24 protein-coding genes are annotated in these 26,461 nt (G+C 62.8%); 15 read left to right on the plus strand and 9 right to left on the minus strand.

Features of this window, described 5'->3' with window-relative positions; genetic code table 11:
• Positions 1 to 3: 3 nt before the first annotated feature.
• The 3 genes from ACWUKX_RS04445 to ACWUKX_RS04455 are packed head-to-tail and all read left to right on the plus strand — an operon-like array spanning position 4 to position 3,374.
• A complete protein-coding gene (locus ACWUKX_RS04445; RefSeq protein WP_029351831.1) occupies positions 4 to 1,275 on the plus strand; it encodes a beta-ketoacyl-ACP synthase in 1,272 nt (423 codons plus the stop codon).
• A 37-nt stretch (positions 1,276 to 1,312) separates the two neighbouring features.
• Positions 1,313 to 2,341 carry a zinc-binding dehydrogenase gene (locus ACWUKX_RS04450; protein ID WP_456004280.1) on the plus strand — a complete coding sequence of 343 codons (1,029 nt, stop codon included), beginning with the start codon at positions 1,313 to 1,315 and terminating at the stop codon, positions 2,339 to 2,341.
• Between the two features lie 37 nt (positions 2,342 to 2,378).
• Entirely contained in the window at positions 2,379 to 3,374 is a 996-nt protein-coding gene (locus ACWUKX_RS04455) for a lipid A biosynthesis lauroyl acyltransferase (RefSeq protein WP_456004282.1), read from the plus strand.
• Between the two features lie 291 nt (positions 3,375 to 3,665).
• Here the strand turns inward: ACWUKX_RS04455 and ACWUKX_RS04460 are convergent, their stop codons facing one another.
• The 4 genes from ACWUKX_RS04460 to ACWUKX_RS04475 all read right to left on the minus strand — a co-directional run bounded on the left by ACWUKX_RS04460 (position 3,666) and on the right by ACWUKX_RS04475 (position 8,501).
• Positions 3,666 to 4,445: an ATP-binding cassette domain-containing protein gene (locus ACWUKX_RS04460; protein WP_095521961.1), complete on the minus strand. Its 780-nt coding sequence runs from the start codon at positions 4,443 to 4,445 to the stop codon at positions 3,666 to 3,668.
• Positions 4,438 to 6,693, minus strand: a complete 2,256-nt coding sequence (locus ACWUKX_RS04465) for an ABC transporter permease (protein WP_456004285.1) — start codon at positions 6,691 to 6,693, stop codon at positions 4,438 to 4,440. Before ACWUKX_RS04465 ends, ACWUKX_RS04460 begins: the two co-directional genes overlap by 8 nt.
• A 75-nt stretch (positions 6,694 to 6,768) precedes the next feature.
• Positions 6,769 to 7,851, minus strand: coding sequence for a substrate-binding domain-containing protein (locus tag ACWUKX_RS04470; protein ID WP_456004287.1), 1,083 nt, complete (start codon positions 7,849 to 7,851; stop codon positions 6,769 to 6,771).
• Positions 7,852 to 8,072: 221 nt separating this feature from the next.
• Positions 8,073 to 8,501, minus strand: a complete 429-nt coding sequence (locus ACWUKX_RS04475) for a L,D-transpeptidase (RefSeq protein WP_029351843.1) — start codon at positions 8,499 to 8,501, stop codon at positions 8,073 to 8,075.
• Between the two features lie 228 nt (positions 8,502 to 8,729).
• Between ACWUKX_RS04475 and ACWUKX_RS04480 the strand changes: the two genes are divergently transcribed.
• From ACWUKX_RS04480 to ACWUKX_RS04500, 5 genes are all read left to right on the plus strand, one after another.
• Positions 8,730 to 10,010, plus strand: coding sequence for an acetylornithine deacetylase/succinyl-diaminopimelate desuccinylase family protein (locus ACWUKX_RS04480; RefSeq protein WP_456004289.1), 1,281 nt, complete (start codon positions 8,730 to 8,732; stop codon positions 10,008 to 10,010).
• 160 nt (positions 10,011 to 10,170) lie between these two features.
• The gene (locus tag ACWUKX_RS04485) at positions 10,171 to 11,652 is read left to right on the plus strand and encodes an ABC transporter substrate-binding protein (RefSeq protein WP_456004291.1); all 1,482 of its coding nucleotides are present in this window, start codon (positions 10,171 to 10,173) and stop codon (positions 11,650 to 11,652) included.
• Positions 11,653 to 11,675: 23 nt separating this feature from the next.
• Complete coding sequence (locus tag ACWUKX_RS04490) at positions 11,676 to 12,623, plus strand: ABC transporter permease (protein ID WP_456004293.1); 948 nt, start codon at positions 11,676 to 11,678, stop codon at positions 12,621 to 12,623.
• On the plus strand, positions 12,620 to 13,489 hold the full coding sequence (locus tag ACWUKX_RS04495; protein WP_095521956.1) for an ABC transporter permease: 870 nt from the start codon (positions 12,620 to 12,622) through the stop codon (positions 13,487 to 13,489). The genes ACWUKX_RS04490 and ACWUKX_RS04495 overlap by 4 nt, the downstream gene beginning before the upstream one ends.
• On the plus strand, positions 13,486 to 15,129 hold the full coding sequence (locus ACWUKX_RS04500; protein WP_456004296.1) for an ABC transporter ATP-binding protein: 1,644 nt from the start codon (positions 13,486 to 13,488) through the stop codon (positions 15,127 to 15,129). Before ACWUKX_RS04495 ends, ACWUKX_RS04500 begins: the two co-directional genes overlap by 4 nt.
• A 22-nt stretch (positions 15,130 to 15,151) precedes the next feature.
• Here ACWUKX_RS04500 and ACWUKX_RS04505 read toward each other — a convergent pair whose 3' ends face one another.
• Positions 15,152 to 15,583: a TerB family tellurite resistance protein gene (locus tag ACWUKX_RS04505; RefSeq protein ID WP_127316806.1), complete on the minus strand. Its 432-nt coding sequence runs from the start codon at positions 15,581 to 15,583 to the stop codon at positions 15,152 to 15,154.
• Positions 15,584 to 15,788: 205 nt separating this feature from the next.
• On the opposite strand from ACWUKX_RS04505, the gene ACWUKX_RS04510 reads away from it, so the two are divergent.
• The 4 genes from ACWUKX_RS04510 (at position 15,789) to ACWUKX_RS04525 (ending at position 18,269) form a co-directional block, all read left to right on the plus strand.
• Entirely contained in the window at positions 15,789 to 16,574 is a 786-nt protein-coding gene (locus ACWUKX_RS04510) for a TSUP family transporter (protein WP_456004299.1), read from the plus strand.
• A gap of 52 nt (positions 16,575 to 16,626) precedes the next feature.
• The gene (locus ACWUKX_RS04515) at positions 16,627 to 16,797 is read left to right on the plus strand and encodes a hypothetical protein (protein WP_084831397.1); all 171 of its coding nucleotides are present in this window, start codon (positions 16,627 to 16,629) and stop codon (positions 16,795 to 16,797) included.
• A gap of 99 nt (positions 16,798 to 16,896) precedes the next feature.
• Positions 16,897 to 17,775: a helix-turn-helix domain-containing protein gene (locus tag ACWUKX_RS04520; protein ID WP_456004301.1), complete on the plus strand. Its 879-nt coding sequence runs from the start codon at positions 16,897 to 16,899 to the stop codon at positions 17,773 to 17,775.
• A 71-nt stretch (positions 17,776 to 17,846) separates the two neighbouring features.
• Positions 17,847 to 18,269 (plus strand): VOC family protein, encoded by a 423-nt coding sequence (locus ACWUKX_RS04525; RefSeq protein WP_065012344.1) that lies wholly within the window; start codon positions 17,847 to 17,849, stop codon positions 18,267 to 18,269.
• On the opposite strand, the gene ACWUKX_RS04530 is transcribed toward ACWUKX_RS04525, so the two are convergent.
• Positions 18,266 to 19,735: a cobyric acid synthase gene (locus ACWUKX_RS04530; RefSeq protein WP_456004303.1), complete on the minus strand. Its 1,470-nt coding sequence runs from the start codon at positions 19,733 to 19,735 to the stop codon at positions 18,266 to 18,268. The genes ACWUKX_RS04525 and ACWUKX_RS04530 overlap by 4 nt on opposite strands.
• Positions 19,735 to 20,349 (minus strand): dimethylsulfonioproprionate lyase family protein, encoded by a 615-nt coding sequence (locus ACWUKX_RS04535; protein ID WP_456004306.1) that lies wholly within the window; start codon positions 20,347 to 20,349, stop codon positions 19,735 to 19,737. The genes ACWUKX_RS04530 and ACWUKX_RS04535 overlap by 1 nt, the downstream gene beginning before the upstream one ends.
• A gap of 150 nt (positions 20,350 to 20,499) precedes the next feature.
• Here ACWUKX_RS04535 and ACWUKX_RS04540 point away from each other — a divergent pair, with 150 nt between their 5' ends.
• Both ACWUKX_RS04540 and mmsB read left to right on the plus strand, forming a co-directional pair.
• Positions 20,500 to 21,666, plus strand: a complete 1,167-nt coding sequence (locus ACWUKX_RS04540; RefSeq protein ID WP_456004308.1) for an isobutyryl-CoA dehydrogenase — start codon at positions 20,500 to 20,502, stop codon at positions 21,664 to 21,666.
• A 21-nt stretch (positions 21,667 to 21,687) separates the two neighbouring features.
• Positions 21,688 to 22,572, plus strand: coding sequence for a 3-hydroxyisobutyrate dehydrogenase (mmsB, locus tag ACWUKX_RS04545; RefSeq protein WP_456004311.1), 885 nt, complete (start codon positions 21,688 to 21,690; stop codon positions 22,570 to 22,572).
• Positions 22,573 to 23,005: 433 nt separating this feature from the next.
• Here the strand turns inward: mmsB and ACWUKX_RS04550 are convergent, their stop codons facing one another.
• A complete protein-coding gene (locus ACWUKX_RS04550) occupies positions 23,006 to 23,881 on the minus strand; it encodes an SMP-30/gluconolactonase/LRE family protein (RefSeq protein ID WP_456004314.1) in 876 nt (291 codons plus the stop codon).
• Positions 23,882 to 24,398: 517 nt separating this feature from the next.
• Between ACWUKX_RS04550 and ACWUKX_RS04555 the strand changes: the two genes are divergently transcribed.
• Positions 24,399 to 24,695 (plus strand): hypothetical protein, encoded by a 297-nt coding sequence (locus tag ACWUKX_RS04555; protein WP_456004316.1) that lies wholly within the window; start codon positions 24,399 to 24,401, stop codon positions 24,693 to 24,695.
• A gap of 201 nt (positions 24,696 to 24,896) precedes the next feature.
• Here ACWUKX_RS04555 and ACWUKX_RS04560 read toward each other — a convergent pair whose 3' ends face one another.
• Entirely contained in the window at positions 24,897 to 26,276 is a 1,380-nt protein-coding gene (locus ACWUKX_RS04560) for an aspartate aminotransferase family protein (protein WP_456004318.1), read from the minus strand.
• Positions 26,277 to 26,461: the final 185 nt, after the last annotated feature.

Raw genomic sequence — 26,461 nt, forward strand, 5'->3', positions numbered from 1 at the left:
GTCATGGCCAATCTGAACGACCACATGGGCAGGCCGATCGTCGCCGTCACCGGTATCGGCGTGGTGACTTCGCTGGGTGTCGGCAAGGCCGACAATTGGGCAGCGCTCACCGCGGGCAAGTCCGGCATCCATCCGATCACCCGCTTTCCGGTTGACCATCTGAACACCCGTATCTCCGGCATGGTCGATTTCCTGCCGTCGAGCTCCAAGGGCGCCAGTCTTCTTACCTACGATCTCGCCGAGATCGCCGCGCAGGAAGCCGTGGCCGAAGCCGGCCTTGATTCGGGCGATTTCGGCGGGCCGCTTTTCCTCGCCTCGCCGCCGGTCGAACTCGACTGGAGCGAGCGCTTTTCGCTCTACAATTCCGACAAGCACGACATCGGCGCCGAACGGCTGCTTCGCGTGGCGCGCGGCTTGAAGGAACTCGATGTTTTCGAAACCACCCAGTTCGGTTCGATCGCCGACCGGCTCGCCGACCGTTTTGGGACGCGCGGCCTGCCGATCACGCTGTCGACGGCCTGCGCCTCGGGCGCCACCTCGATCCAACTCGGCGTCGAGGCGATCCGCCGCGGCGAATGCGACAGGGCGCTGTCCATCGGCGCCGACGGCTCGGCAACGGCCGAGGCGCTGATCCGTTTCTCGCTGCTTTCGGCGCTCTCCACGCATAACGACATCCCCGAAAGGGCGTCCAAGCCGTTTTCCAAAGATCGCGACGGCTTCGTGCTGGCCGAGGGCTCGGGCGCGCTTGTGCTGGAATCGCTGCAGGCCGCACTGGCCCGCGGCGCGACCATTCTCGGCATCCTGCGCGGCTGCGGCGAGAAGGCCGACGATTTCCACCGCACCCGCTCGAAGCCGGACGGTTCGCCGGCGATCGCCGCCGTTCGCGCCGCCCTCGCCGATGCCGGCTTGGGCGAGGACGAGATCGATTATGTCAATGCTCATGGCACCTCGACGCCGGAAAACGACAAGATGGAGCATCTGTCGCTGTCGACCGTGTTCGGCGAGCGGATCGGCTCGATGCCGATCTCGTCGAACAAGTCGATGATCGGCCACACGCTGTCGGCCGCCGGCGCCGTCGAGGCCGCGTTTTCGCTGATGACCATGCGCGAGAGCGTGATCCCGCCGACCATCAATTACGACAATCCCGATCCGGCGATCGTGCTCGACGTGGTACCGAACAAGAAGCGCAACGCCGAGGTCGGCACGGTGCTGTCGAACTCCTTCGGCTTCGGCGGCCAGAACACCTGCCTTGTCATGGCGCGGGAACCAGTCTAAGCGAGCCTTTTCCCGCTCAACAGAACCGACAGGCTCAATGCGCGCATTGCAACTTATCGAGGACCGCCGCCTTGAAACGGTGGACCTGCCGCCTCCGCCGCAGCCTGCGCTGGGCGAAGTGACGCTGCGCATCAAAGCCGTGGCGCTCAATCATATCGACGTCTGGGGCTGGCGCGGCATGGCCTTCGCCAAGCGCAAGCTGCCGCTGGTCGTCGGCGCCGAAGCTTCCGGCGAGGTCGAGGCGGTCGGCCGCGGCGTCTCCAGCCTTGTACCCGGACAGCTTGTGTCGATCTACGGCGCGCGCACCTGCGGGCTTTGCCGCGCCTGCCGCGAAGGCCGCGACAATCTCTGCGATAATGTCTCGGGCGTTCACGGCTTCCATCTCGATGGCTTCGCGCAAGAGAAGATCAACCTGCCGGCGCGCCTGCTGGTCCCCGCGCCGCCCGGCGTGACGGACATCGGCGCGGCCGTCGCGCCCGTCACCTTCGGCACGGTCGAACACATGCTGTTCGACAATGCCAGGCTGCAGCCCGGGGAGATCATCCTTATCCATGCCGGCGGCTCGGGCATCGGCTCCGCCGCGATCCAGCTGGCAAAGAAAATGGGCTGCACTGTGATCACCACGGTCGGCTCGAACGACAAGATCGACAAGGCGAAGGCGCTTGGCGCCGACCACGTCATCAACTATCGCGAGGACCGTTTCGAAGGCATCGTGCGCAAGCTAACGAAAAAGAAGGGCGTCGATGTCGTCTTCGAGCATGTCGGCGCCGACACCTTTGCCGCCTCGATGCTGTGCCTGAAACGCGGCGGTCGCCTGGTGACCTGCGGCTCGACCTCGGGCGTCTCGACGCAGATCAATCTGATGCAATTGTTCCAGCAGCAGCTGAAGCTGCTCGGCTCCTTCGGCTGCCGTATGCAAAACATGGCCGACGCCATGCAGAAAATGGCGGCGGGGCTGGTTTCTCCGGTTATCGACACCGAAGTCGGCTTCGACAGCATCGACGCCGCGCTGAAGCGCATGGAAGGCCGCGACGTGTTCGGCAAGATCATCCTGCGCGTCGGCTGACCATGATGTTGCTGTCTAAAAACATCATGGGCTAGGCATGGTCGGCAACACCTTCAAGAAGCTCCGCCGGGACTTGGCGTTCCGTCACGGCAGGCGGCTGCGCCAGTTCAACTATTGGCTGCTTGCGCGCGCCGCGATGACGATAATTTGGCTGCTGCGTCTGCTGCCGGTCGACAGGGCGCTCAATTTCGCCGACCGAGCCGCCCGCCGCATTGGTCCGTGGGTGGGACGCCACAATGTCGCCATCGCCAATCTGCGCAACGCCTACCCGGGCAAGAGCGACAGCGAAATCCAGGCCATCGCGTCCGATATGTGGGGCAACATGGCCCGCCTCGCCGCAGAATACATTTTTCTCGACGCCCTGTTCGACTACGATCCCGCCGCGACGAAACCGGGCCGCGTCGAGGTCAAGGGGGTCGAGCACTTCGTGCATATCGCCGAGGAACAGAAGCCGCATATCATCTTCACGGGGCATCTCGGCAACTTCGAACTGCTTCCGGTGGCGGCAGCCACTTTCGGCATGAACATCACGGCGCTGTTTCGCCCGCCCAATAACCCTTACCTTGCCGACTACATCCTCTCGACTCGCCGCTCGACCATGGGGTCGCTTCTGCCCTCTTCGACCGGCGCTTCATTCGCGCTGGCGGCCATTCTGGAGAAAGGCGGCAATATCGGCGTGCTCGTCGACCAGAAATTCTCGAGCGGGCTCGAAACGACATTCTTCGGCCGCCCATGCGAGAGCAACCGGGTTCTGGGCACCCTGGCGCGGCACTATGACTGCGATGTCTATCCGGCGCGCTGCGTGCGCTTGCCGGGCAACCGCTTCCGGCTCGAGATCGAGGGCAAACTGACCTTGCCGCGCACCGCCGGAGGCAGTGTCGACGTCCACGGCACCACCCAGCTGCTCAACGACGTGGTCGAGCGCTGGGTGCGCGAGGATCCAGGCCAGTGGATGTGGTTCCACAAAAGGTGGGAAATCAGCGGCCCGCGCAGAAAGCGTCAAAAGGCGAGACAGCGCGGCGAAGCGGCCTGAAGCGGCAAGTATTGAGATGCAGCGCAAGCGTGAAGCGATTGCCCTGCAACTATGGGTAGTTTCGACTTGACAAGTGACGGCAGTTATGCTAGGAATTTAAGCACAATTCTTGATCTGCGCCAACGACCCGCCCGCTGAGGCGGGTTTTTTGTTTCGGCCGGATCGCTCGATGGCGGCCTTGTTTCAAGTTTCGGTCTTTCGGCGCGGCAAGTTTCACCGCCAATCGTTAAGCACGTCCGAAATGAAAGGGCTGTTTGACAGCCACGCCTGGAGAAAAGTGAACATGATCGGTCAAAGCCTCGCCTCATCGGCCGTAAGTGCGTGCTCTCGCGTGCCGGAGACGATGATCTCCAGGACCTCATGCTCGCCGGTGTTCCTGACGTAGCGATCCCCGACGTTCTCGCCGCGCTTCAGCACCATCACGCGATCGCCCACAGCGAATATGTCAACGAGGCGGTGGGAGATGATGATCTGGGCAACGCCCTGCTTTTTCAGTTCCAGCATGGTCTCGAGCAGCCGCTCGGTCGCCATCACCGAGAGATTGGCGGTCGGCTCGTCGAGGATCACCACGCGCGGCTGGAAGGAGATAGCGCGGGCAATCGCCACAGATTGCTGGCGTCCGCCTGACAGGCTCTCGACCTTTTGATAGACGGAGTTCACGTCGACCTTGAGTCGCTTCAGCACGCTGTCGGCTTCCGCGTACATTTTCCGCCGATTGACGAAAAGGCCCTTGCGCGGCCAACGGCCAAGAAAGATGTTCTGACCGACATCCATATTCCCGCAAAGAGCGAAATCCTGGTAGATCATCTCGATGCCGGCGTCGCGGCTTTCGTGCGGGCTCTTGAAGTGCACCGGCTGCCCGGCGACGAAAACCTCGCCGGCGTCGCGCTGGTAGGCGCCGGTCAGGATCTTCATCAGCGTCGATTTGCCGGCCGAGTTGTCGCCGACGAGGCCCAGGATCTCGCCGGGATAGAGCACGAGGTCGACGTTGCGGAGCGCCTGCACTGCACCGAAGGCCTTTTCGATGCCCCGCATTTCTACGATCGGTGCAGGCGTGGTCGGGTCACGCATGGGTGGTCTCCGCCGTTCTTGTGCGCCGTGCGAGGCGCGCCCGCAGGCGGCCGAAGATGTTGGCCTGGCGCACCCAGATGTCGATCAGCACCGCCACGATCAGGATGCCGCCGATGAAGACGTTGATCCAGTGCTGCGGCATGGTGAAGCCCTGGACGTTGAGCTGCAGCAGCGCCCGGATCAGGGTGATCACCGCCGCCCCAGCGAGCGCCCCGATCACGGTGCCGTAGCCGCCGAAGATCGAACCGCCGCCGATGATCACCGAAGCGATGGCGTCGAGCTCGCGGAACTGGCCGGCCACCGGGTTGAAGCTGCGGAAGTAGGCGACGTTGATGATCCCGGCCATTGTCGCGCAGAGCGCCGCCAGCATTAGCGCGAGGAACCGCACCCGGTTGGTGTTGATCCCGGCATAGGCGGCGGCGCGAATGTTGCCGCCGGTCGCATAGACCTTCTGCCCGAACGGCATATAGGCGAGCACGACGCCGGCAATGACGGCGACGAACAGCATCCAGATGGTCTGGACGCTCACCACCTCGGCGATCGAGCGCAGCAGCCCGTCCGGCAGCGAGATGCGGTAGTGCAGCAGGATGTCGTTCACCTTGCGGCCAAGCAGGTTGTAGCCCTCGGGCCAGCCGGTGAGCTGCTGCCCGGCGACGAACCAGGCGGCGAGGCCGCGGGCGATGTAGAACATGCCGAGCGTGGCGATGAAGGCCGGCAGCTTGAAGCCGACGGTGACGATCGCGTTGACGAGGCCGGCACACATGCCCGCGAGCAGGCCCATCGCCACCGCGGTCACGGGGTCGGCGCCGAGAACCTTGAGAAAATAGGCGGCGGTGCTGCCGGCGAGGGCGAGCACCGCCCCGACGGAGAGATCGATATCGCCGGCGGCGATGACGTAGGTGAGCCCGATGGTGATCAGCGCAAGCTCGGTATAGTTGAGCAGGATCGCGAAGCTGTTGGACAGGTTCCACCAGTAGTCCGGCCGGAGCGCGAGGCCGGTCAGCCACAGGAGCACGGTCAAGATGATGGCGAGCGCGTCGCGCCGGGCGAGGAACTTGCCGAACCCGGTGGCCGACAGCGCCATGTCGGTCGCCATTGCCCCCTTGGTCTGCACTCCCTCGATCGCGATGCCACCGATCTCGTAGGCCGGTGGCGGCGGCCGGCCGCGGAGCCAGGCCCAGAGACGCCCTGCCACCTGGCGGCGGATGAGATAGGGCTCGATGAGCACCGCCACGACGAGCAGCAGTCCGAGGAACACCGGCACCGCGCCGACCGGCAGCGAGAAAACGGCGTTGACCGTGATCTCCTCGTCGCCGATCTTGATGGTGCGCGTGATCGGCCAGCCCTCGCGCAACACCTTGTCGAGCAGCACCACCAGCAGGGCGCCAAGGCAGGATCCGGCGACCCGGCCGCGGCCGCCGAGGATCGAGGCGCCGCCGATGATCACGGCGGCAATGACGATCAGCTCACCACTGACGCCGTAAAGGGGCGTCACGCCCTTGTCCTGGGCAGCTGACATCAGGCCAGCTAGCGCCGCGCAGAGCGAGGAGATCAGGTAGGCTCGGATGCGCACCCAGTTGGTCGGGATGCCGGCATAGGACGCCGCCTGCTCGTTGCCGCCGGTGGCGAAGGTCTCGTAGCCCCAGCGCGTCTTGGCGAGCACATAGGCGCCGATCACGGCGACAACGACGAAGATCACGATCTGATTGTTGAAGCCGAGGAGGTTAGTCTCGCCGAGGTGAAAAAAAAGTGGATAGCCGGTCGCCTTGGCAGGATAGTAGATCGCCTGGCCGTGAGTGAGCGCCAGCACGAAGCCGCGGCCGATGAAAAGTATCGTCAGGGTGGCGATGAATGCAGGCACTTTCAGGATGGTGACGAGCACGCCATTGACGAGACCGATCAACACACCGAGAAGCACGCAGAGGATCACCGACGTGACGACGCCGAGGTCAAGGAAGCTCGGCGCGAACAGCCTGGCGAAGACGACAGCGACTAGGCCGTAAGTTGAACCGACCGAAAGATCGAGGTCCTTGTTGACGATGACGAAGGTCACTCCGACCGCGATGATGGCAACCCGCGAGGTGTCGCGGAGCAGCGAGTGAAACGCCCCTGTTGACCCGAAGAACGCGGGATTGACGAGAGCGCCGCCGAGATAGAGCAGCAAAAGCAAGGCAACGAGCCCCACCTCCCAGCCGCCGACAATCTGGGACGGCGCACGGCCGAGTGATGTGGTCGCGGTAAACGCCATGGTCTCTTCTGCCTGCTGCCGCATTGCGGGAGAGCTTGCGCCCTCCCGCAATGATTTCAGACCTTCCGAGCGGACTCAGTTCTCGAAGCGCTTGCCGACGTCCTCGACGGTCTCCTTCGTCACGAGTTGGGCGCGTGTGTCGAGGTTGGCCGCCGCGATGCCGCGATCGATCTCCAGATAGAGCTGCATGACCGGCCAGAAGCCCTGCAAGAAGGGCTGCTGCCCGAGCGCGCCGGTCAGATCGCCGCTCTTCATCGCATCCTGCTGGGCCGGGCCCAGATCGAAACCGTAGGCGCAGATCTTGCCAGTCATTCCGGTCTGAGCGACGGCCTTGGCAAGAGCCGGCGTGAACACGTTGTTGCCGGCGAACGCGCCGACGACGTCGCCGCGCGATTCGAACAGCGTCACGATGCCGTTCACCGGATCATTCGGATTGGTGTCTATACCGGTGTTCTCCGGACCCGCGTCGACCTTGAAGGCATCAAGCTTGCCGGCATCCTTCAAGCCCTTGACGATGGCGTTGAAAGCCGAAGTGACGCGATTGTTCACCTCGATGTTGCCCATTGCGGTCGACGACGGCAGGACGATCGAACCCTTCTCGATACCCTTGTCCGCGAGGCACTTGACGAGCGCCTCGCCGGCGATTGCGGCAGCGGAGGCGTCCTGGCCGGTGTGGCCAATGCTGCTGCGGTTGAGGAGCGTGCCGTCAAAGGAATTGGTCGTAGCGACCGGTATGCCCTTCGCCTCGGCGGCCTTGACGATGTCGTTATAGGCGCCGACCTGGGGCGTTGTCATGATCAGCCCGTCGATCGTCGGATCCTGCACGATCTGGTTCAGGATTTCGATCTCGCGGGCAGGGTCGTCGGTCGGCGATTCCGAGCCGAGCAGCAGGACCTTGGCGCCGATCAGGTTGCCGGCGACGGTCGCGCCGACGTAGACCGGATCGAAGAAACCATTGCCGGCAGTGTGTGTCACGATAGCGAAAGTGAGGTGACCATCGGCCGAATGGAAGTCCTTGGTACCAGGGGCCTCCTTTGCGGCTTCTTCGAAGCTGTAGCCGCCGACCGCCTTATCGACGCCGCCCGATTGTGCGTAGGCGTTCGATACGCCGAGCGATAACGCCGCGGCACCCGCCGCGAGCGAGAAAATACGTTTCATGATTATCCTCCCTTGCAACCAACGGTCGGAAGCCGTTCGGGCGCATTTATTCAGGGATTCCGATTGCTTCCTCCCACCCCGTATATTCTGCCCAAAGCCTGCCCACGTAAATAGTGCTCCCACTTTCGCCGACGAATTGGTTCAGAGCGGAAAGCCGGCGTCGCTTCACACAAGCGCCCGTTCTGACTTCTTGTAGGAACCGCGCTTGCAACCACCTAAAGTTAGTTGGTCACGACGATACGCGTGTTGCGGAAGCCGGCTTGCCGCACCATCGAATAGAAGGCGGCGGCATTGGCGGGGTGCAGCCGCACGCAGCCATGCGACGCGGGGCGGCCGAGAGACTTCACCGCGCCCGTGCCATGGATGGCATAGCCGCCGCGGTAGAACACCGAATGAGGCATGGGCGACATGTCGTATTTGCGCGAATACCACATCCGTGCCGTTCGTTGCGGCCGGTAGCTGCCGCGCGGCGTGATATACCCCTTGCGCGCCGTCGATACGCGCCATCGGTAAACCGCCTGACCGTATCTTACAGTCATCGTCTGCGATGACACGTCGATCCTTGCAACCAGCTTGGCTGCCCAGCCCTCGACCGAAGAACCGAACAGCATCGTTACCAGTAACGCTGCCATGAGAACGGTCTTTTTCATGCGATCAAACCCCTTTGATTGCCCTTGCCCGCCTGCCTTCACGCTATTCTTGATTTTTTAAATGGCAAGTGAGGTAACCACATACTCCTTGACGAATTCGCCAATCCAAAGCAGCGAATTTGAACGATTTCCCGCGATAGTTGCCGCAACAACACGCAGCAGCGGCGCGGTCCGCCAAGAGGCTTGCCAAAGCGCACCGTTGGCTGCTCAGTTCGTCGAATGAACGAAATGAACGAACGGCTCCTGAAAGCGGTCGATGATCGGGTCGACGACCTGGTCGCGCTGACCGCGGATCTGATCCGCTTTCCGACAATCAATCCGCCAGGCGAAGCCTATCGGCCATGCGCCGAATACGTCGGAGCGCGGCTGAAGAAACGCGGTTTCGAAGTCGAATTCATCCGCGCCGAAGACACGCCCGGCGACACCGACCGCTACCCGCGCGTCAATGTCGTCGCCCGCTTCGATGGCCGCTCGCCCGGCGCCTGCGTGCATTTCAACTCGCATATCGACGTGGTCGAAGCCGGCGACGGCTGGAGCCTCGATCCCTTCGCCGGCATTGTCAGGGATGGCAAGGTCTATGGCCGCGGCGCCTGCGACATGAAGGGCGGCTTGGCCTCCTCGATCATCGCCGCCGAGGCCTTCATGGAGGCCTTCCCCGATTTTCCAGGCGCCATCGAAATATCAGGCACGGTCGACGAGGAGTCCGGCGGCTTTGGCGGCGTCGCCCATCTGGCAAAGCTCGGCTATTTTTCCAAGCCGAAGGTCGACCACGTCATCATCCCCGAGCCGTTGAACAAGGACCGCATCTGCCTTGGCCATCGCGGCGTCTGGTGGGCGGAGATCGAGACCAAGGGCGAGATCGCCCACGGCTCGATGCCGTTCCTCGGCGACAACGCGGTGCGCCATATGGGCGCCGTGCTAAAGGCTTTCGAGGAAGAACTGTTCCCGGCGCTCGACCGCAAGATGACGCGCATGCCGGTCGTGCCCGATGGGGCAAAGCGCTCGACCATGAACATCAACTCGATCCACGGCGGCCAGGCCGAGGATTTCCGGCCCGGCCTGCCCTCGCCCAACGTGCCCGATTCCTGCCGGCTGACCATAGACCGCCGCTTCCTGCTGGAGGAGGACCTCGGCACGGTCAAGAGCGAGGTGACTGATATCCTCGACCGGCTGAAGCGCGAGCGCAAGAAATTCGACTACGAGATCCGCGATCTCATGGAGGTGCTGCCGCTGATGACCGAGCGCGATGCACCAGTGGTCAAGGCGGTGGCGCAAGGCATCATGGAGATATTCGACCGCGAGCCCGACTACGTGATTTCACCCGGCACCTACGACCAGAAGCACATTGCCCGCATCGGCCACATCTACGACTGCATCGCCTATGGCCCGGGCATTCTCGACCTCGCCCACAGGCCCGACGAATGGGTAGGGATCCCCGACATGGTTGAATCTGCCAAGGTGATGGCGATCGGGCTGAACATATTGCTCAGGGGCGCCGGCGCACGGTAACCCGGCTGCGACGGAAAGCTTCGATCGCTTGAGCCAGCGGCTAACGGAAAACATTCCCGCCGGCGCTGCCGGAAAGCACGAAACGCAATTTACTCCTTGGCGAAATCACGCTTCTATCCACTGGGTTTTGAGCATTTTTTGAGCATACGGGAGCTGCACGATGAAATTGTGGAAAACCATTCTCACCGCTGCGGGCCTGGTGGTGGCCACTGGGGCCTCGGCGTTCGCTGTGCGGACCGATCTGGTCATCGGCATCACGCTCGAACCTCCGCATCTCGACCCGACTGCGGGTGCTGCGGCGGCGATCGACGAAGTGCTTTACGCCAATGTGTTCGAGGGGCTGACCCGCATCGGTCCGAACGGCGAGGTGCTGCAGGATCTCGCCGAAAGCTGGACCATTTCCGACGACGGCAAGGTCTACATCTTCAAGCTGCATACCGGCGTCAAGTTTCACGACGGCACCGACTTCAACGCCGACGACGTGAAATTCTCGCTCGACCGCGCCCGTGCCGACAACTCCGTCAACGCACAAAAGGGCCTGTTCGCCGCCATCGATACGGTCGAGGTCGTCGATCCGGCGACGGTCAAGATCACGCTGAAGAACCCGCAAAGTTCGTTCCTCTACAATATGGGCTGGGGCGACGCGGTCATCGTCGCGCCGGAGACAGCCGACACCAACAAGGAAAAGCCTGTCGGCACCGGCCCGTTCAGGTTCCAGAGCTGGGCCAAGGGCTCGTCCATCACGCTGATCAAGTCCGATACTTACTGGGGCGCCCCGGTGTCCCTCGACAAGGCGGAGTTCCGCATCGTTCCCGATGCCGCCGCCGCGATACCGGCGCTGCTTTCCGGCGACGTCCAGGCCTTTCCCTTCTTCCCCGATCCCGACAGTGTCGCGCAGGTCAAGGACGACCCGCGCTTCAAGGTGGTGATCGGCGCGACCGAGGGTGAAACCATTCTCTCGATCAACAACAAGAAACCGCCTTTCGACAGACTGCAGGTCAGGCAGGCGATTTCGTTTGCGCTCGACCGCAAGGCGATCATCGACGGCGCCTCGGCCGGCCTTGGCGTGCCGATCGGCTCGCACATGTCGCCCGCCAACAAGGCCTATGTCGACCTCACCGGCCTCTATCCGCACAATGTCGAGAAGGCCAGGGAACTGCTGAAGGAAGCCGGTCTGGAGAACGGCTTCAAGGCGACGCTGAAACTGCCGCCGCCCCCCTATGCGCGGCTTGGCGGCGAGATCATCGCGTCGCAGCTTCGCGATGTCGGCATCGATCTGCAGATCGTGCCCGTGGAATGGGCGCAGTGGCTGGACCAGGTCTTCACCAAGAAGGATTACGACCTGACCATAGTCTCCCACACCGAGCCCAACGACATCGATATCTATTCGCGCAAGGATTACTACTTCAACTACGACAACCCGACCTTCGACAAGATCATCGCCGATCTGAACCACACCTCTGATGAGGCCAAGCGCATGACGCTGCTCGGCGAGGCGCAGAAGATACTGGCCGACGATGCCGTGGTCGGCTTCCTCTACGAACTGCCGAAAGCCGGCGTCTGGGACGCCAAGCTCGAGGGTTTTTGGGAAAACGCCCCGATCCAGGCCAACGACCTGACCAAGGTGAAGTGGACGGAGTGAGGCAGCGCAGCGGTCCTCCTCCCATGACCACCTATCTTCTCAATCGTCTTGCCATCGCCGTCATCACGCTGGTTCTGGCCTCGATGGTGGTCTTCGCCGTGCTGGAGATCATTCCCGGCGACCCGGCGCGGCTGATGCTTGGCATGAACGCCAGCGCCGACCAGGTCGAGCTGCTGCGCAACCAGATGGGCCTCAACGCGCCCCTCGCTCTGCGCTATCTGCACTGGGCCGGCGGCTTGCTGAGCCTCGATTTCGGCCGTTCCTACACCTATTCGGTGCCGGTCATCGACCTGGTCCGCGAGCGCGTCGTCGTCTCGCTGCCGCTGGCGCTGATCGCGCTGGCGCTGTCCACCATCATTGCCATTCCGGTCGGGCTGTTTTCCGCCGGCAGGCACGGACGGGCCGGCGACACGATTGCGATGGGCGCCGCCCAGCTTGGCGTCGCCGTGCCGAACTTCTGGTTTGCGCTGATGCTGATCTACCTGTTTGCGGTTTGGCTGCGGCTGGTGCCAGCCGGCGGTTTTCCGGGTTGGAGCGCCGGCGTCTGGCCGGCGCTGAAATCGCTGGTCCTGCCGGCGATCGCGCTCGCACTGCCGCAAGCGGCGATCCTCGCCCGCGTAACCCGCTCGGCGCTGATCGAAGTGCTGAACGAGGACTATATCCGCACCGCCCGCGCCAAGGGCCTGCCTTATCGCGCGGTGCTGTGGCGGCACGCGCTGCGCAACGCCATGATCCCGGTGCTCACCATTCTCGGCCTGCAGTTCGCCTTCCTGCTCGCCGGCACCATCATCATCGAGAACGTCTTTTACCTGCCCGGCCTTGGCCGGCTGGTGTTCCAGGCGATCACCCAGCGCGACCTGATCGTCGTCGAATGCGTCGTCATGCTGCTGGTGGCCGCCGTCATCGGGGTCAACCTGCTTGTCGATCTCTCCTATGCGGTCGTCGATCCGCGCCTGAGAAGCCGCCAATGACGCTGCGCTTCGACATTCCAGAGGAAAATTTTGCCGACATCCTCGTCAAGGCCTTCACCAACCGCTCGTTCCTCGCTGGCTTCGTCATCACCGCGCTGGTGGCAGCGGTCGCCATCGTCTCGTTCTTCTGGACGCCTTTTGACGTCACCAAGCTGATCATCGCCGACAAGACCCAGGCACCCTCGCCGGCGCACTGGTTCGGCACCGACCATTTCGGCCGCGACATCCTGTCGATGATCATGGTCGGCGCCCGCAATTCGATCGCCGTGGCGCTGGTGGCGGTCGGCATCGGCATGGGCATCGGCGTGCCGCTCGGTGCCTTCGCTGCGGCGCGCGGCGGCATCGCCGACGAAGCGGTGATGCGGCTGAACGATCTCGTCTTCGCCTTCCCTGCCCTGCTGTCGGCGATCATGATCACCGCCATCTTCGGGCCGGGCGCGCTCAACGCCATCATCGCCATCGGCATTTTCAACATTCCGGTCTTCGCCCGCGTCGCCCGGGCCGGCGCGCTGGCTATCTGGCCGCGCGACTTCATCCTCGCCGCGCGCGCCGCCGGCAAAGGCAAAACACTGATCACACTGGAACATGTGTTGCCCAACATCGTCACCTTGCTTCTGGTGCAAGGCACCATCCAGTTCGCGCTCGGCATCCTGGCCGAAGCCGGGCTTTCCTATGTCGGGCTCGGCACACAGCCACCGATGCCGAGTTGGGGCCGTATGCTGTTCGATGCGCAGACCCGCATGGTGGCGGCGCCCTGGATGGCGATCTTTCCAGGCATGGCGATCGTCGTCACCGTGCTTGGCCTGAACCTGCTCGGCGACGGTATTGCCGACATCCTCGATCCGCGGTCACGGCGTCAGCGATGAGCCTGCTCGAAATCGAGAACCTTTCGCTGAGCATCGGCGACACGCCGATCCTGAGGGATGTCGAGCTCTTCGTCGCGCCCGGCGAGGTGATGGGGCTGGTCGGCGAATCCGGCTCGGGCAAATCGATCACGGCGCTGACGGTGATGCGGCTTCTCCCTTGGTCGGCGCGCGCCACCGGGCGCGTCGTCTTCGACGGCATCGACATTCTGGCGGCCAGCGAAGACGAGATGTGCGCGCTGCGGGGCGACGACATCGGCATGGTGTTCCAGGAGCCGATGACGGCGCTGAACCCGGTCAAGACCATTGGCGAGCAAGTCGCCGAAGGCATCCGCTGGCATACGAAGGCAAGCCGCGCTGACGCCGAGGACCGCGCGCGAAAGATGCTCGACCGGGTCGGCCTGCCCTCAACCAAATTCCCGCTATCGCGCTATCCGCACGAGCTTTCCGGCGGCCAGCGCCAGCGCGTCGTCATCGCCATTGCCTGCGCGCTGAAACCCAAGCTGCTGATCGCCGATGAGCCGACGACCGCGCTCGACGTCGTGCTGCAGGCGCAGATCCTCGACCTGTTGCGCGACCTGGTCGCGGAAAATCGCATGGGCCTGCTCCTGATCTCGCACGACCTCGCGGTGGTGACGGAGATGGCGGATCGCATCACCATCCTGCGCCACGGCGAAGTGATGGAGGCCGGCGACACGGCTCGCACCTTGTCCGAACAGCTCCATCCCTACACCCGACAACTGGCGCAGGCCTCGATGCATGTGCCGGCGCGCGCCAGGACACATGAGGTCGGCCAAGACATCCCCCTGCTCCAGGGTGCCAAACCTCTTCTTCAGGTAGACAGCGTGACGCGGGACTATCCGGGACGTCGCCCGTCGCTGCTGAAGCGGGCGGCTCCGATCCGCGCCGTCGACGATGTCTCGTTCTCGATTGATCCCGGCCAGTCGGTGGCGCTGGTCGGGCGTTCCGGCTGCGGTAAGTCCACGCTTGCCCGCATGATCCTGGCGCTGGACGGGCCGACATCGGGAACGATCCGGTTTCGCGGCGAGGTCATCACCGGCAAGAGCGAGGCGGAGCTCAAGCCGGCGCGCCGCGACATGCAGGTGGTGTTCCAGGACCCTTACGGCTCTTTCGACCCGCGCCAGAAAGTCGAAAAACTGGTCGCCGAGCCGCTGCATGTCCTGGAGAAGAAGCCGACGAATACGGAGCGGCGCGAGATGGTGGCAAAGGTCCTGCACGAGGTCGGTCTCAGCCCACGCGACATGGACAAATATCCGCACGAATTTTCAGGCGGCCAACGCCAGCGCCTGTCGATCGCCCGCGCCATCATCACCCGCCCCAAACTGGTCGTCGCCGACGAGCCGGTCTCGGCGCTCGACGTCTCGATCCGTGCCCAGATTCTCGATCTGCTCGCCGAGCTCAACCAGAAGCTCGGCGTTGCCTATCTATTCATCACTCACGATCTGACCGTCGCTCGCGCCATCACCGATCAGGTGATGGTCATGTATGACGGCAGGATCGTCGAGCGCGGCAGGACGAGCGAGGTTCTCGACCATCCGCAGTCCGAAGCCGCCAAGGCGCTGGTCGCTGCGGCCCCAGACCTGCACCGCGCGATTGCTCGGCGGTTACAGGAACAGGGGTGAGCCGCCCACCGTTCAGAACGGCTTACTCTTCGGCCTTCACCACATCGGCTGGGCTGATGTCGAGTAAGTCGAGCGTGCGGCGCAAAAGCTGCATCTCGGTCCCGGCAAGTTGCGAATCGGCCTTGGCGATCTCGGCCATATGGCGGGCAAGCAGGCTGCGCCTCTCGACGTCGAGGTCACGGAACTGCGCGATGGCTTGCGAGCTGTTGGTCTCGTAGCCGAACTCGTTGAGATATTCGATGACGCTGTCGATGCTGGCTTCCGGAATGCCGAAGGCTTCCCGGCAGATGCGCCTGAAGGCGGCCATTTCGCTCTCGCTGACCGTGCCGTCGGCCAGGATCATGCGAAACAGCATCAGCAGTTCCGCCGACAGCACAGGATCGTCCGCAACCTTGCGCACGCCGGGGTCGCCATCGAAGATCGAGCGTATCTGGTCAAGCAATGCGAATGCCATCAGCGTCCCTTTCCGATTCGTCAAATGCATGTCGCTCAAAAGTGCGCAGCGGTTTTGAGATAACGACATGCATAAACAAAAGAGCCAAGCGCGTCGCCGCGCGCTTCGCATAGGTAGCGCGGAATCGGTCTTGCGCAAACGGGTCGGCTGTGGTTCGAACGCGCCATATTTTCCCGCTGGCCGGAACCCCTCCCGCAACCATCCGATGTTCGATTTTTTCACCCAGACCGTCGTCATTCTCGGCGCCGCCGCCTTCGCTGCCGGCTTCGTCGATTCGATTGCCGGCGGCGGCGGCTTGATCACCATTCCAGCACTGCTGCTCGCCGGCTTCTCGCCGGTCGAGGCGCTGGGAACCAACAAGCTGCAGGGCATGTTCGGCTCAGGCTCGGCGACCATCCACTACGCCGCGAAGGGCCATGTCGATTTGCGCCGGCAATTGCCTTCGGCTTCGTTGGCGCTTGCCGGCAGTGCTCTCGGCGCCTTGCTGGCGACATTCGTGCCGGGCGACCTGTTGCGCGCTCTTCTGCCGGTCCTGCTGATCGGCATCGCCCTTTACTTCGCCCTGAAGCCCAACATGGGTGACGTCGACCGCGCCCGGCGCCTGTCGCCGTTCCTGTTCGGGCTGATCCTGGTGCCGATTGTCGGCTTCTATGACGGCCTGTTCGGGCCGGGGGCCGGTTCCTTCTACATGCTGGCCTTCGTCACCCTAGCCGGCTACGGCGTGCTCAAGGCGACGGCGCACACCAAGCTGCTCAACTTCGCCTCCAACATCGGCGGCTTCATCGTCTTCGCTGCTGCCGGGGTCGTCTACTGGAAGATCGGCCTGATGATGGGTGTCGCCCAGTTCCTCGGCGCCCGCGTCGGCGCCAGCCTCGCCATCCGCAATGGCGCAAAACTGATCAAGCCGCTGCTGGTGATGGTCTGTCTGGCGCTGGCCATCAAGCTGCTGGCCGATCCGGCGAACCCGCTGCGCACGCTGATTGGTGTGTGAACGGCGCGCCTGATACTATGCGGTTGTACGAATCATGTCGGAGGAGCCACACATGAATCTCAGTGCGCCTACGCAGCTTGTTTTCATCATATCCCTTGTTATCGCCATCATCGGCCTTCTCGCCGCTCTCGGCGTTTTTGCGTTCATTCCCTTGGCCGCGGTGTGGATCGTCCTCATCGCTTATATTGTGCTTGCTGGCGGCTGCTTGGTTCGCGGCGCTTAAGTATTCAAATCTCAGGCAACTCGAAGCGCCCGGCCACAAGCCGGGCGCTTTTGATTTTGAGGGCTGGTCTGTTAGACTCCTTGGGCGGAAGGAAAGCTCATGCCCGCCGAGAGCGAAGACGGCAGCCGACATGAAAATCCCGGCCTCGACCGGTTCGAGATGGTGCGGCGTACGTCCGGCCCTTGCCTCCGGGGCGCGGTCACCGACATCTGCGGCTATCGCGAAACGGCACCGGGCCGTTTCCGCAACGTCGAATATGCATCGCTGACCGTGCCGCTGGTCATCAGCTTTGCCGAACCCTTCGCCATCGGACTCGGCAAGGATCCGGGCGACAACGACCGCTTCGCCAGTTTCGCCGCCGGCCTTTTTGCCGGTCCGGTGGTGATCGAATCCTTCGGTGGCGCCTGCTGCGTCCAGGTCAATTTCACCCCGCTCGGCGCCCGCCGCTTCTTCGGCCTTGCGATGAGCGAACTCACCGACCGCATGGTCGGCCTCGACGATGTGCTCGGACTTGAAGGCATCGCGCTGCGGGAAAGACTTGGCAATGCGCACGGTTGGAGCGCACGCTTTGCCGTCGTCGAGACGTTCGTCGCAGCACGGCTGGACAAAGCCCGGGAAACGCAGGCCGAAATCGCCTGGGCCTATGACCGGATCATCGTCTCGGGCGGCCGCATTCGCGTCTCATCGCTCGCCGACAGGCTGGGCTGGAGCCGCAAGCATCTCGCAGGAAAATTCTCCAACGCGATCGGCGTCGGCCCTAAGACGCTGTCGCGCATCGTCCGCTTCAATCGGGCGCTCGGGCTGTCAAGGCAGGACAAATCCGATTGGGCTGATATCGCCGCCGATTGCGGCTATGCCGACCAGGCGCATCTTGTTCGCGAATTCCGCGACCTTGCCGGCGAAACGCCGACGACGCTTGCCGCCAGGCATAGGTTCTGGAACGCCTCTTGCGACGCCCAACGGGCGCGCGCGTGGTAACATTTATTCAAGACCTGCGAACGGCGTTCGCCCAGACTGGGTTATCGACAATCCAATTGAAGGAGATCGCCATGACAATAAATGTCGAACCGCCCAGGCTTTATCCCACGTTGCGCTACCGCAATGCAGTCAACATGATCGACTGGCTGGGCGAAGCCTTCGGCTTTGCCGTTCATGCCCGCTACGGCGAAGGCGACATTGTCCATCACGCCGAACTGACTTTTGGCTCCTCGATGATCATGCTGGGCACTGCACGCGACGACAAGTTTGGCCAGATGATCGGTGCACCGGGCCCGGGTGGCGGCAGATCGATCTATGTTGCCGTCGACGATGCCGATGCTGCTTATGCCAGAGCCAAAAAGGCCGGCGCCGAAATACTGGAAGAACTGACGGACCGCGATTACGGCAGCCGCGAATTCATCTGCCGCGATCCGGAAGGCAATGTCTGGTCGTTTGGCACCTATTGGCCCAAGGCCACCGAACCCGCCAGCTAACGCGCCAGGCCAAAGATGGCGTCGCAGTCGAGGTGAGTTTCCAACTCGGCTGCGACCTCGTCCAGCGCCCGTTCGACCTCGGCGCGATAGTCGACGCCGCCGCCTTTCACGCCAAGGTTTTCCAGGAATTTCGTCCGAAAAGCGTCGGCGGAAAACAGCCCGTGGAGATAGGTGCCCGATACCTTGCCGTCGGCGGAGATGGCGCCGTCATCGACGCCGTTGATGACGGCGGACGGCCGCAGCGTATCCGGACCGGTGGTGCGGCCGAGATGGATTTCATAGCCCTCGAGCGGCAGGTCGAACTGCACCGAGCGCGCGCTGACATTGCGCACGGTCTTTTCCGGCTCCATCACCGTTTCAACATCGAGCAGGCCAAGCCCTGTGGTCTCGGTCACGCTGCCCTCGATGCCGTCGGGATCGCGCACGACGTGGCCGAGCATCTGGAACCCGCCGCAAATGCCGACGACGTGGCCGCCGCGCTTGCGGTGGGCGGCAAGGTCGCGGTCCCAGCCGTTCTCGCGGAATCTTAGGAGATCGCCGATCGTCGACTTCGAGCCGGGAATGATCACCAGCCCGGCATCTTCGGGGAGGTGCTGACCAGGCGGCACGAATACCACCTCGACCTGCGGTTCGGCCTTGAGCGGGTCGAGGTCGTCGAAATTGGCGATGCGCGAAAGCATCGGCACGGCGACCTTCAGCGCGCGTTTCTCGCCGGACGCCAGGCGTTCGAGTACCACGGAATCTTCAGATGGCAACCGCGCCGCCGCCTTCAGCCACGGCACGACCCCGAAGCAGCGCCAGCCGGTGAATGTCTCGATCGCCTTGATGCCGTCATCGAACAGCGAGACATCGCCGCGGAACTTGTTGATGAGATAGCCGACGATCATACGCCGGTCCTCTTCCGGCAGGATCAGATGCGTGCCGGCGATCGAGGCGATGACGCCGCCGCGATCGATGTCGCCGACCAGAATCACCGGCACATTGGCGCGCGTCGCAAAGCCCATATTGGCAATGTCTCGGTTCCTGAGATTGATCTCGGCCGGCGAGCCGGCGCCCTCGACGATGACCAGATCGGCGCCGTCGCCGACCTTTGCCCAGGAGTCCAGCACGGCATCCATCAGCCTGCCCTTCAGCGCCTGGTAGTCGCGTGCCCTCGCCTCCCCTGACACCTTGCCCTGCACCACTACCTGCGCACCGATATCGGTCTGCGGCTTAAGCAGCACCGGGTTCATGTGGATAGAGGGCGCAACGCCACAGGCGATCGCCTGCAGCCATTGGGCGCGGCCGATCTCACCGCCGAGTTTGTCGCCCGGAATATCGGCAACGGCGGCGTTGTTCGACATGTTCTGCGGTTTGAACGGCCGCACCTGCAGCCCGCGTTTCCTGGCCGCGCGGCAGAGGCCCGCGACCAGCACTGTTTTGCCGACATCGGAGCCCGTGCCTTGCAGCATGATCGCCTTGGCCATCAGTCCTTGCCCTGTACCGTCGTTCCGGTGATCGTGGATTTTGCCGCCAGCGGCCCGCCACGCCAGATGTAGAGCGCCAGTAGCGGCTCCTTGCCGGTGCGCATGGCGTGGCTGACATCAGAGGCGTGGTGGATCACCTCACCCGCCTCGCGCGTGCGAAAACCGCCTTCGCCCATGCGCCATTCGGTGCCGCCGGTCAACGGAATGTAGATCTCCTCGGCGACATGATGATGGTCGGGATAGACGACATCAGGTCCAAGGATCAGCAGCCCGGCCGCGACCTCGTCGTTGACGAAATGGCCGCGCGTGCCGAATACCTCCAGCCAGCCGTAATTGTCGATGAAACTCTTGCCGAAATCCGCCTCGCTGTAGGTCTGCCCCCAGCGCAGTTCGCCGCGACGCTCCGCAAGCAGCCGCGCCAGCGGCTTGGCGTTTGCCGGAGCGAGCTCGGCGATACGGTCGAGCTGGCGCAGGCAGGCGAGCGGATGCGGCTCGAGCCGACGCGCCGGCATGGCCCAGCCGATCCGGGCCAAGGCATCGCGCACCAGCGTATCATCGAACCTTTCGAGATAGCCATGGAAACACTCGAGCAGTTCATCGAAATCTGTCGTCACGCCTTGCTCCACACACGCATTCGCGCACGGCGCTCCCAGATGGTTGGATGCAGACGGTCGGCTTGCGCGGTGGCATCATTGGTCTAGATTGAACCGCGCGCAAAGCCAAAAACGACAGGCCAGCCGGCCGACAACATCAGGGAGCACGCCATGGACGCCGCTGTCGATGCGGGCACCAGCCAGTTCGAACTCAACGAGGACCAGCGCGCCATCCAAGAGATGGCCGAGGCCTTCGCCGCCAACCGCGTCGCGCCGAACGCGCTCGACTGGGACCGCAACAAGCATTTTCCGGCAGACGTGATCCGCGAGACAGGCCCGCTCGGCCTCGGCGGCATCTATATCAGCGACGATGTCGGCGGCTCGGCGCTCGGTCGGCTCGACGCCGTGCTGATCTTCGAGGCGCTTTCGCGCGCCGATCCGGCTTTTTCCTCCTTCATCTCGATCCACAACATGGTGGCCTCGATGATCGACCGCTTCGGCAGCAACGAGCAGCGCCAACGCTTCCTGCCGAAGCTGACTTCGATGGAATGGCTGGCCAGCTATTGCCTGACCGAGCCAGGCTCGGGATCGGATGCTGCGGCGCTGAAAACGCGCGCGGTGAAAAGCGGCGGCGACTATGTGCTGAACGGCGTCAAGCAGTTCATCTCAGGCGCCGGCGACAGCGACCTCTATATCGTCATGGCGCGCACCGGCGCCGACGGGCCGAAGGGCATTTCCACCTTCGTCGTGCCGAAGGATGCGTCCGGCCTGTCTTTTGGCGCCAACGAGCACAAGATGGGCTGGCACATGCAGTCGACGCGCCAGGTCATCTTCGAGGACTGCAAGGTGCCGGCGCAAAACCTGCTCTCGGTCGAAGGCGCCGGCTTCGGCATCGCCATGGCCGGACTCGACGGCGGCCGGCTCAACATCGCCGCCTGTTCGCTGGGCGGCGCGCAATCGGCGCTCGACAAGGCACTGGCCTACACCGCGGAGCGTAAGGCCTTCGGCTCCAAGATCAACCAGTTCCAGGCGCTGCAGTTCAAGCTCGCCGACATGGAGACCGAGCTGCAGGCGGCACGGATCTTCCTCTACGCCGCCGCCTCGAAGCTCGACCGCAAAGCTCCCGATGCCTCGAAATGGTCGGCGATGGCCAAGCGCTTCGTCACCGACATCGGCTTCAATGTCGCCAACGACGCGCTGCAACTGCATGGCGGCTACGGCTATTTGCACGACTACGGCATCGAGAAGCTGGTCCGCGATTTGCGCGTTCACCAGATTCTCGAAGGCACCAACGAGATCATGCGCGTCATCATCGCACGCGCCCTGATCGGCCGCTGACCGCAAAACCGGGAGAAAACGATGACCACCATCGCCTTCATCGGCCTCGGCAATATGGGCAACCCGATGGCCGCCAATCTCGTCAAGGCTGGATATGCCGTGCACGGCTTCGACCTGATGCCGGAGAATCTCGTCATCGCCAAGGAGCATGGCGTCGTCGTCATGGCCAATGCCGTTGCCGCAGTGAAAGAGGCCGATGTGGTCATCACCATGCTGCCGGCCGGCAGGCATGTCCTGTCGGTCTATGAGGACATCGCGCCCAAGGCGAAAAAAGGCGCGCTGTTCATCGATTCCTCGACCATCGACGTCGAATCGGCACGAAAAGCCCACGCCATTGCCGCCAAACATAAGCTGCTGTCGATCGACGCGCCGGTTTCCGGCGGCACCGGCGGCGCCGCAGCCGGCACGCTGACCTTCATGGCCGGTGGCTCGAAGGACGCATTCGCCAAGGCCGAACCCATCCTGAAGCCGATGGCCGGCCGCATCGTCCATTGCGGCGATGACGGCGCCGGACAGGCGGCAAAGATCTGCAACAACATGATCCTCGGCATTTCGATGATCGGCGTCGCCGAAGCTTTCGTTCTGGCGGAAAAGCTCGGCCTGTCGCATCAGGCGCTGTTCGACGTCGCCTCGAACTCGTCGGGCCAGTGCTGGTCGCTGACCACCTATTGCCCGGTGCCCGGTCCGGTGCCGACATCGCCGGCCAACAATGGCTACAGGCCGGGATTTGCCGCAGCACTGATGCTGAAGGACCTGAAACTGTCGCAGGAAGCCGCGCAAAACGCCGGTGCGGTGACGCCGCTGGGCGCCGAGGCCGCCCAGCTTTATGCGCTGTTCAACGCCCAGGGACATGCCGGTGCCGATTTTTCCGGCATCATAAATTTCCTGCGCGGTAACCCGGCGTAACGCATGTCGCCCAAGAGCTTGCGCTCGGGCTTGACCGTCCCTTCAGACGCGACGCGCTTAAGCCTCGAACTCGACGGGCTTTTCCGTTCCCGGCAAAGAGAAACATCGGAAATTTAGATTTGCTTAAACTATCGATAACCACCCGGTAACGATGTCCCTGTAGAACGGAGTGCGAGGCGGCATATCGCATCCGCCCGGCGCTCCGGATCAGGTCTCGCGTACCGGAGCCCGTAAGTTTCGCAAGTGTTCTGTTGGCGAAGCGCCATGCGTATCTGGCAAAGCCGCGTTCCCGATGGAGCGCGGTTTTTGCGTTTCGGAACGGCACCGCGCAAGAGCTGGCACAGATGTGGAAAGGGCCGCTGATCCGGCCCTTCGATAGTGCAAGTCATGACCCTGTACGGCCAATTGGGGAGAGGACTATGCGAGCCTCTTCTCAAGTTGCTCCACCCAATCGAGTTGCGACCAGTTTGCCGTCCATCATCATCGGGATGATTGCCAGCTTCTTTTCTTCCAGGAATTCCAGATCGGCGCTGCCTTGATTGAGGTCCATCAGCTGCTCGACTTTTCCATCCGGATGAATGCGAAAGAGCGCCCCTGCGACCCAATCCGTAACAAGCCAATTTCCTGCTCCGTCCGGTTCTAGACCATCTAGATTTCCAACAGGCTCGCCGGACCCGATGTCAGAGATAGCCTTCGTGTTCAGGTCGATCGCGATCAGATGGCCGGGTGTCTTGGACGAAAAATCCGGCTGGATATCGCGACCCCAGCCGGCGACGAGGAGGCGACCATCTTCGACGCGCAGACCGTTCGGATGCAGGAGATCCTCGCTCTCCAGCCAGACGGTGAGAGCATCATTGTCCAGAACATAAATCCTGTTCGCCAGCATGTCGGAAACAAAGACGCGACCCGCCTCGTCGACGGCGGGGTCGTTGAGGAACTGAGCGCCTTCTGCGGGCCACGTTCCGGTGATCTGACCGCTCTCGACGTTGACGGCCATAAGTCGATCGATGTCGGTGACGAAAAGCGTATCGCCTTGCATCACCAATCCCTTGGGCGCATTAAACCCGGTCACCCATTCGGCTGCCTGCAACTTTCCGTCAGGCGAAACTTTCGAAAGGTATCCGACCCCATCCTTGCCGGCGGGCTCGCCAACAATGTTGGAAACGTAGAAGACGTTCCGCTTGGTGTCGAAAAGTACGCTCTCGGGGGCCTTTAAGCCATCAAGCGACCAGACCTCCTCCGCTGTCGCGGGTGACCCTGCCACTCCTAGTAGTAGAATAGAAAATACAACTGACTGAATCCTGATCATGATTGCCTCCCTATGTTTTTTTGACCTATTATGTAAAGCGCAACCGCAAATTGAACAGGCGATCTTGAAAAGCATACGGTTGACGCTTCGATTGCTCTGACAAGTTCGTCTCCAAGCAATTTCTGCTTAGCCTCGCCAACTTTACAATTCCCCAGATGAATGGCAGTTCCAACGTCAACTGTTCTTGGAGCCGTACTGCGGATGAAAAGCACTCCGCACATCCCGTGACGCTGTACTCGGGCGGCCCGCGAGAGGCTGGTGTTCGAAAACGACGCCTAAGCGAGTCTAATCGAAACACCAGCCAGTCGCCTTTGCGCGGACGGCCGATCCGGTCCGCCGAAGGCATCATCGGCTCGAGGCTCGGATCGTCGATATTGCCGAAATTGGGCAAGCCATACCCGTACCGCCGGGGATGTGCAGGTGCTGCCCCCCTTAATCAATTTCATCCAAGCTGCCCTTTACACAGCCTGGATGGGCTCTATCTGAATCTTGAGTCCAAATACTGGAGGACAGCACAATGAAGCACGTTCTCGCATTGGCACTCTTCATCGGCGCCGGATCGCTGTTTGCCACGGCAGCCTATGCCGAACCGCCGGATCATGCCCGCAACGATGACGCAAGCCTCCATCCCGGCCATCAAGGGCACCTGTCGAGCGGCCGCCAATACCCAGGAAAACCTGCCACTGAGTTCCACGAGAGCCTAGAGGCGGAAGGAGAGCCGAGCTTTCCGACCGGTCCGGGTGGGTGGGCCGAGCAACAGAGCGACGGCGCTAACGCCCAGCGTAGCAGCACCGACGCTACGGCCGACAACTAGGGCAGGTAAACACAGGTCCTGACGAATAAGGTAAATCGCGGCGATGGACGAAGCGATCGCCTCGTAGCAGCCCTTGGTGAGCGGCTCCAAGGTGTAGGAGAGCTGCCGCCCTCACAGCCGATCCTCGCCTGGCGAACTCTTCGGCATGCAGCATTCAAACGCCGGGCGTCCCACTGCAGGATGCCCGGCGATCCCTCTATCTTACCGCTTACGCAAATCCGCTTGCGCCAGATCAAGCGCCTTGGCGATGCGGTCGCAGGCCATGTCGATCGTCTCACGCGTCCAGATCAGCGGCGGCGACAGGATCATCGTATCGCCGGTGGCGCGCAGCATCATGCCCTGGGCAATTGCGTGGTCGCGGACAAGCACGGCCGCGCTTCCGGCCGGCAGGAAGCGCTCCTTGTTCGCCTTGTCCCTAACGATTTCGATTCCCCCCATCAGCCCGATCGAGCGCACTTCGCCGACCAGATCGTGACCGCCAATGTGCTCCTGCAGCGCCTTGGCGAAATAGGGTCCAGTGTCGTTCTTGACCCGATCGACCAGACCTTCACGCTCCATGATCTCGAGGTTCTTCAGTGCCACGGCGCAGGCCACAGGGTGCCCAGAGTAAGTGTAACCGTGGTTGAACTCGCCGCCCTTCTCGACCAGCGTCGCCGCGACGCGGTCGCCGACCAGCAGGGCCGACAGCGGCTGATAGCCGGAGGTCAGCGCCTTGGCGGTGGTGATGGTATCTGGCTCGATGCCGAAGGTCTGAGCTGCGAACCACTCGCCCGTTCGACCATAGCCGGTGATGACTTCGTCCAGCATCAGGAGGATATCGTATTTGCGGCAGATGCGCTGCACTTCCGGCCAATAACTCATCGGCGGTATCTTCACCCCGCCTGCCCCCATCACCGGCTCGCCGATGAAGGCGGCGACCTTGTCGGCGCCGGCTTCGAGGATGGCATCCTCGACGGCCTTGGCCGCGCGCAGGCCGAAATCATGGTCGCTTTCGCCGGGCAGAGCCAGCTCGTAAGCATATGGCATCATCACATGGACGATGTTTGGAACCGCGCCGTTGAGCTGTTTGTGCATCGGCTCCATGCCGCCCAGCGAGGTGCCGGCGATGGTCGAGCCGTGATAGGCCGTCTTTCGCGAGATGATGCGGTTCTTCTCCGGCTTGCCTTCCAGCGCCCAGTAGTGGCGGACCAGCCGCAGTGCCGTATCATTGGCCTCCGAGCCGGACGAGCCGTAGATGACCTGATTGACGTGCTTCGGCGCCAGTTCCGCCAGCTTTTTGGCCAGCAGCACCGGCGTCGGGGTCGAGCATTTAAAGAAGGAATTGTAGTAGGGTAGTTCCTTCATCTGGGCGTAAGCTGCGTCGGCCAGTTCATCGCGGCCGTAACCGACATTAACGCACCACAGCCCGGCCATGCCGTCGAGGATTTCCGTCCCTTCGGAATCGTAGATGAACGGCCCGTTGGCGTGGGTGATGATGCGTGAGCCGGCCTCGCGCATCTCCTTGTGATCGGTGAACGGATGAAGGTGATGCGCAGCATCGATCTGCTGAAGCTGCTTCAGCGAATAATTCTGATAGGCCATGTCTGATCTTTCCTCTTGAACCAATCGGCAATTTGTTGCCGGGGCGGATTCGCTAGGGGAAAGCGGGCGGCGAATAGCCGATGCGGGCGCAAAGCCGCAAAAGCTCGGCGCGAAGCGTGCGCGGCGACGGCGTCACCGCCACCCCAAATGCGCGACATGTCTTCATCCGAGCCATGCAGCACCTT

Source organism: Mesorhizobium sp. f-mel (genome assembly GCF_053850215.1).

Coding starts and splice junctions, on each gene's coding strand:
- ACWUKX_RS04445 (WP_029351831.1), top strand. CDS start 4: ATGGCCAATCTGAACGACCACATGGGCAGGCCGATCGTCGCCGTCACC.
- ACWUKX_RS04450 (WP_456004280.1), top strand. CDS start 1,313: ATGCGCGCATTGCAACTTATCGAGGACCGCCGCCTTGAAACGGTGGAC.
- ACWUKX_RS04455 (WP_456004282.1), top strand. CDS start 2,379: ATGGTCGGCAACACCTTCAAGAAGCTCCGCCGGGACTTGGCGTTCCGT.
- ACWUKX_RS04460 (WP_095521961.1), bottom strand. CDS start 4,445: ATGCGTGACCCGACCACGCCTGCACCGATCGTAGAAATGCGGGGCATC.
- ACWUKX_RS04465 (WP_456004285.1), bottom strand. CDS start 6,693: ATGGCGTTTACCGCGACCACATCACTCGGCCGTGCGCCGTCCCAGATT.
- ACWUKX_RS04470 (WP_456004287.1), bottom strand. CDS start 7,851: ATGAAACGTATTTTCTCGCTCGCGGCGGGTGCCGCGGCGTTATCGCTC.
- ACWUKX_RS04475 (WP_029351843.1), bottom strand. CDS start 8,501: ATGAAAAAGACCGTTCTCATGGCAGCGTTACTGGTAACGATGCTGTTC.
- ACWUKX_RS04480 (WP_456004289.1), top strand. CDS start 8,730: ATGAACGAACGGCTCCTGAAAGCGGTCGATGATCGGGTCGACGACCTG.
- ACWUKX_RS04485 (WP_456004291.1), top strand. CDS start 10,171: ATGAAATTGTGGAAAACCATTCTCACCGCTGCGGGCCTGGTGGTGGCC.
- ACWUKX_RS04490 (WP_456004293.1), top strand. CDS start 11,676: ATGACCACCTATCTTCTCAATCGTCTTGCCATCGCCGTCATCACGCTG.
- ACWUKX_RS04495 (WP_095521956.1), top strand. CDS start 12,620: ATGACGCTGCGCTTCGACATTCCAGAGGAAAATTTTGCCGACATCCTC.
- ACWUKX_RS04500 (WP_456004296.1), top strand. CDS start 13,486: ATGAGCCTGCTCGAAATCGAGAACCTTTCGCTGAGCATCGGCGACACG.
- ACWUKX_RS04505 (WP_127316806.1), bottom strand. CDS start 15,583: ATGGCATTCGCATTGCTTGACCAGATACGCTCGATCTTCGATGGCGAC.
- ACWUKX_RS04510 (WP_456004299.1), top strand. CDS start 15,789: ATGTTCGATTTTTTCACCCAGACCGTCGTCATTCTCGGCGCCGCCGCC.
- ACWUKX_RS04515 (WP_084831397.1), top strand. CDS start 16,627: ATGAATCTCAGTGCGCCTACGCAGCTTGTTTTCATCATATCCCTTGTT.
- ACWUKX_RS04520 (WP_456004301.1), top strand. CDS start 16,897: ATGCCCGCCGAGAGCGAAGACGGCAGCCGACATGAAAATCCCGGCCTC.
- ACWUKX_RS04525 (WP_065012344.1), top strand. CDS start 17,847: ATGACAATAAATGTCGAACCGCCCAGGCTTTATCCCACGTTGCGCTAC.
- ACWUKX_RS04530 (WP_456004303.1), bottom strand. CDS start 19,735: ATGGCCAAGGCGATCATGCTGCAAGGCACGGGCTCCGATGTCGGCAAA.
- ACWUKX_RS04540 (WP_456004308.1), top strand. CDS start 20,500: ATGGACGCCGCTGTCGATGCGGGCACCAGCCAGTTCGAACTCAACGAG.
- mmsB (WP_456004311.1), top strand. CDS start 21,688: ATGACCACCATCGCCTTCATCGGCCTCGGCAATATGGGCAACCCGATG.
- ACWUKX_RS04550 (WP_456004314.1), bottom strand. CDS start 23,881: ATGATCAGGATTCAGTCAGTTGTATTTTCTATTCTACTACTAGGAGTG.
- ACWUKX_RS04555 (WP_456004316.1), top strand. CDS start 24,399: ATGAAGCACGTTCTCGCATTGGCACTCTTCATCGGCGCCGGATCGCTG.
- ACWUKX_RS04560 (WP_456004318.1), bottom strand. CDS start 26,276: ATGGCCTATCAGAATTATTCGCTGAAGCAGCTTCAGCAGATCGATGCT.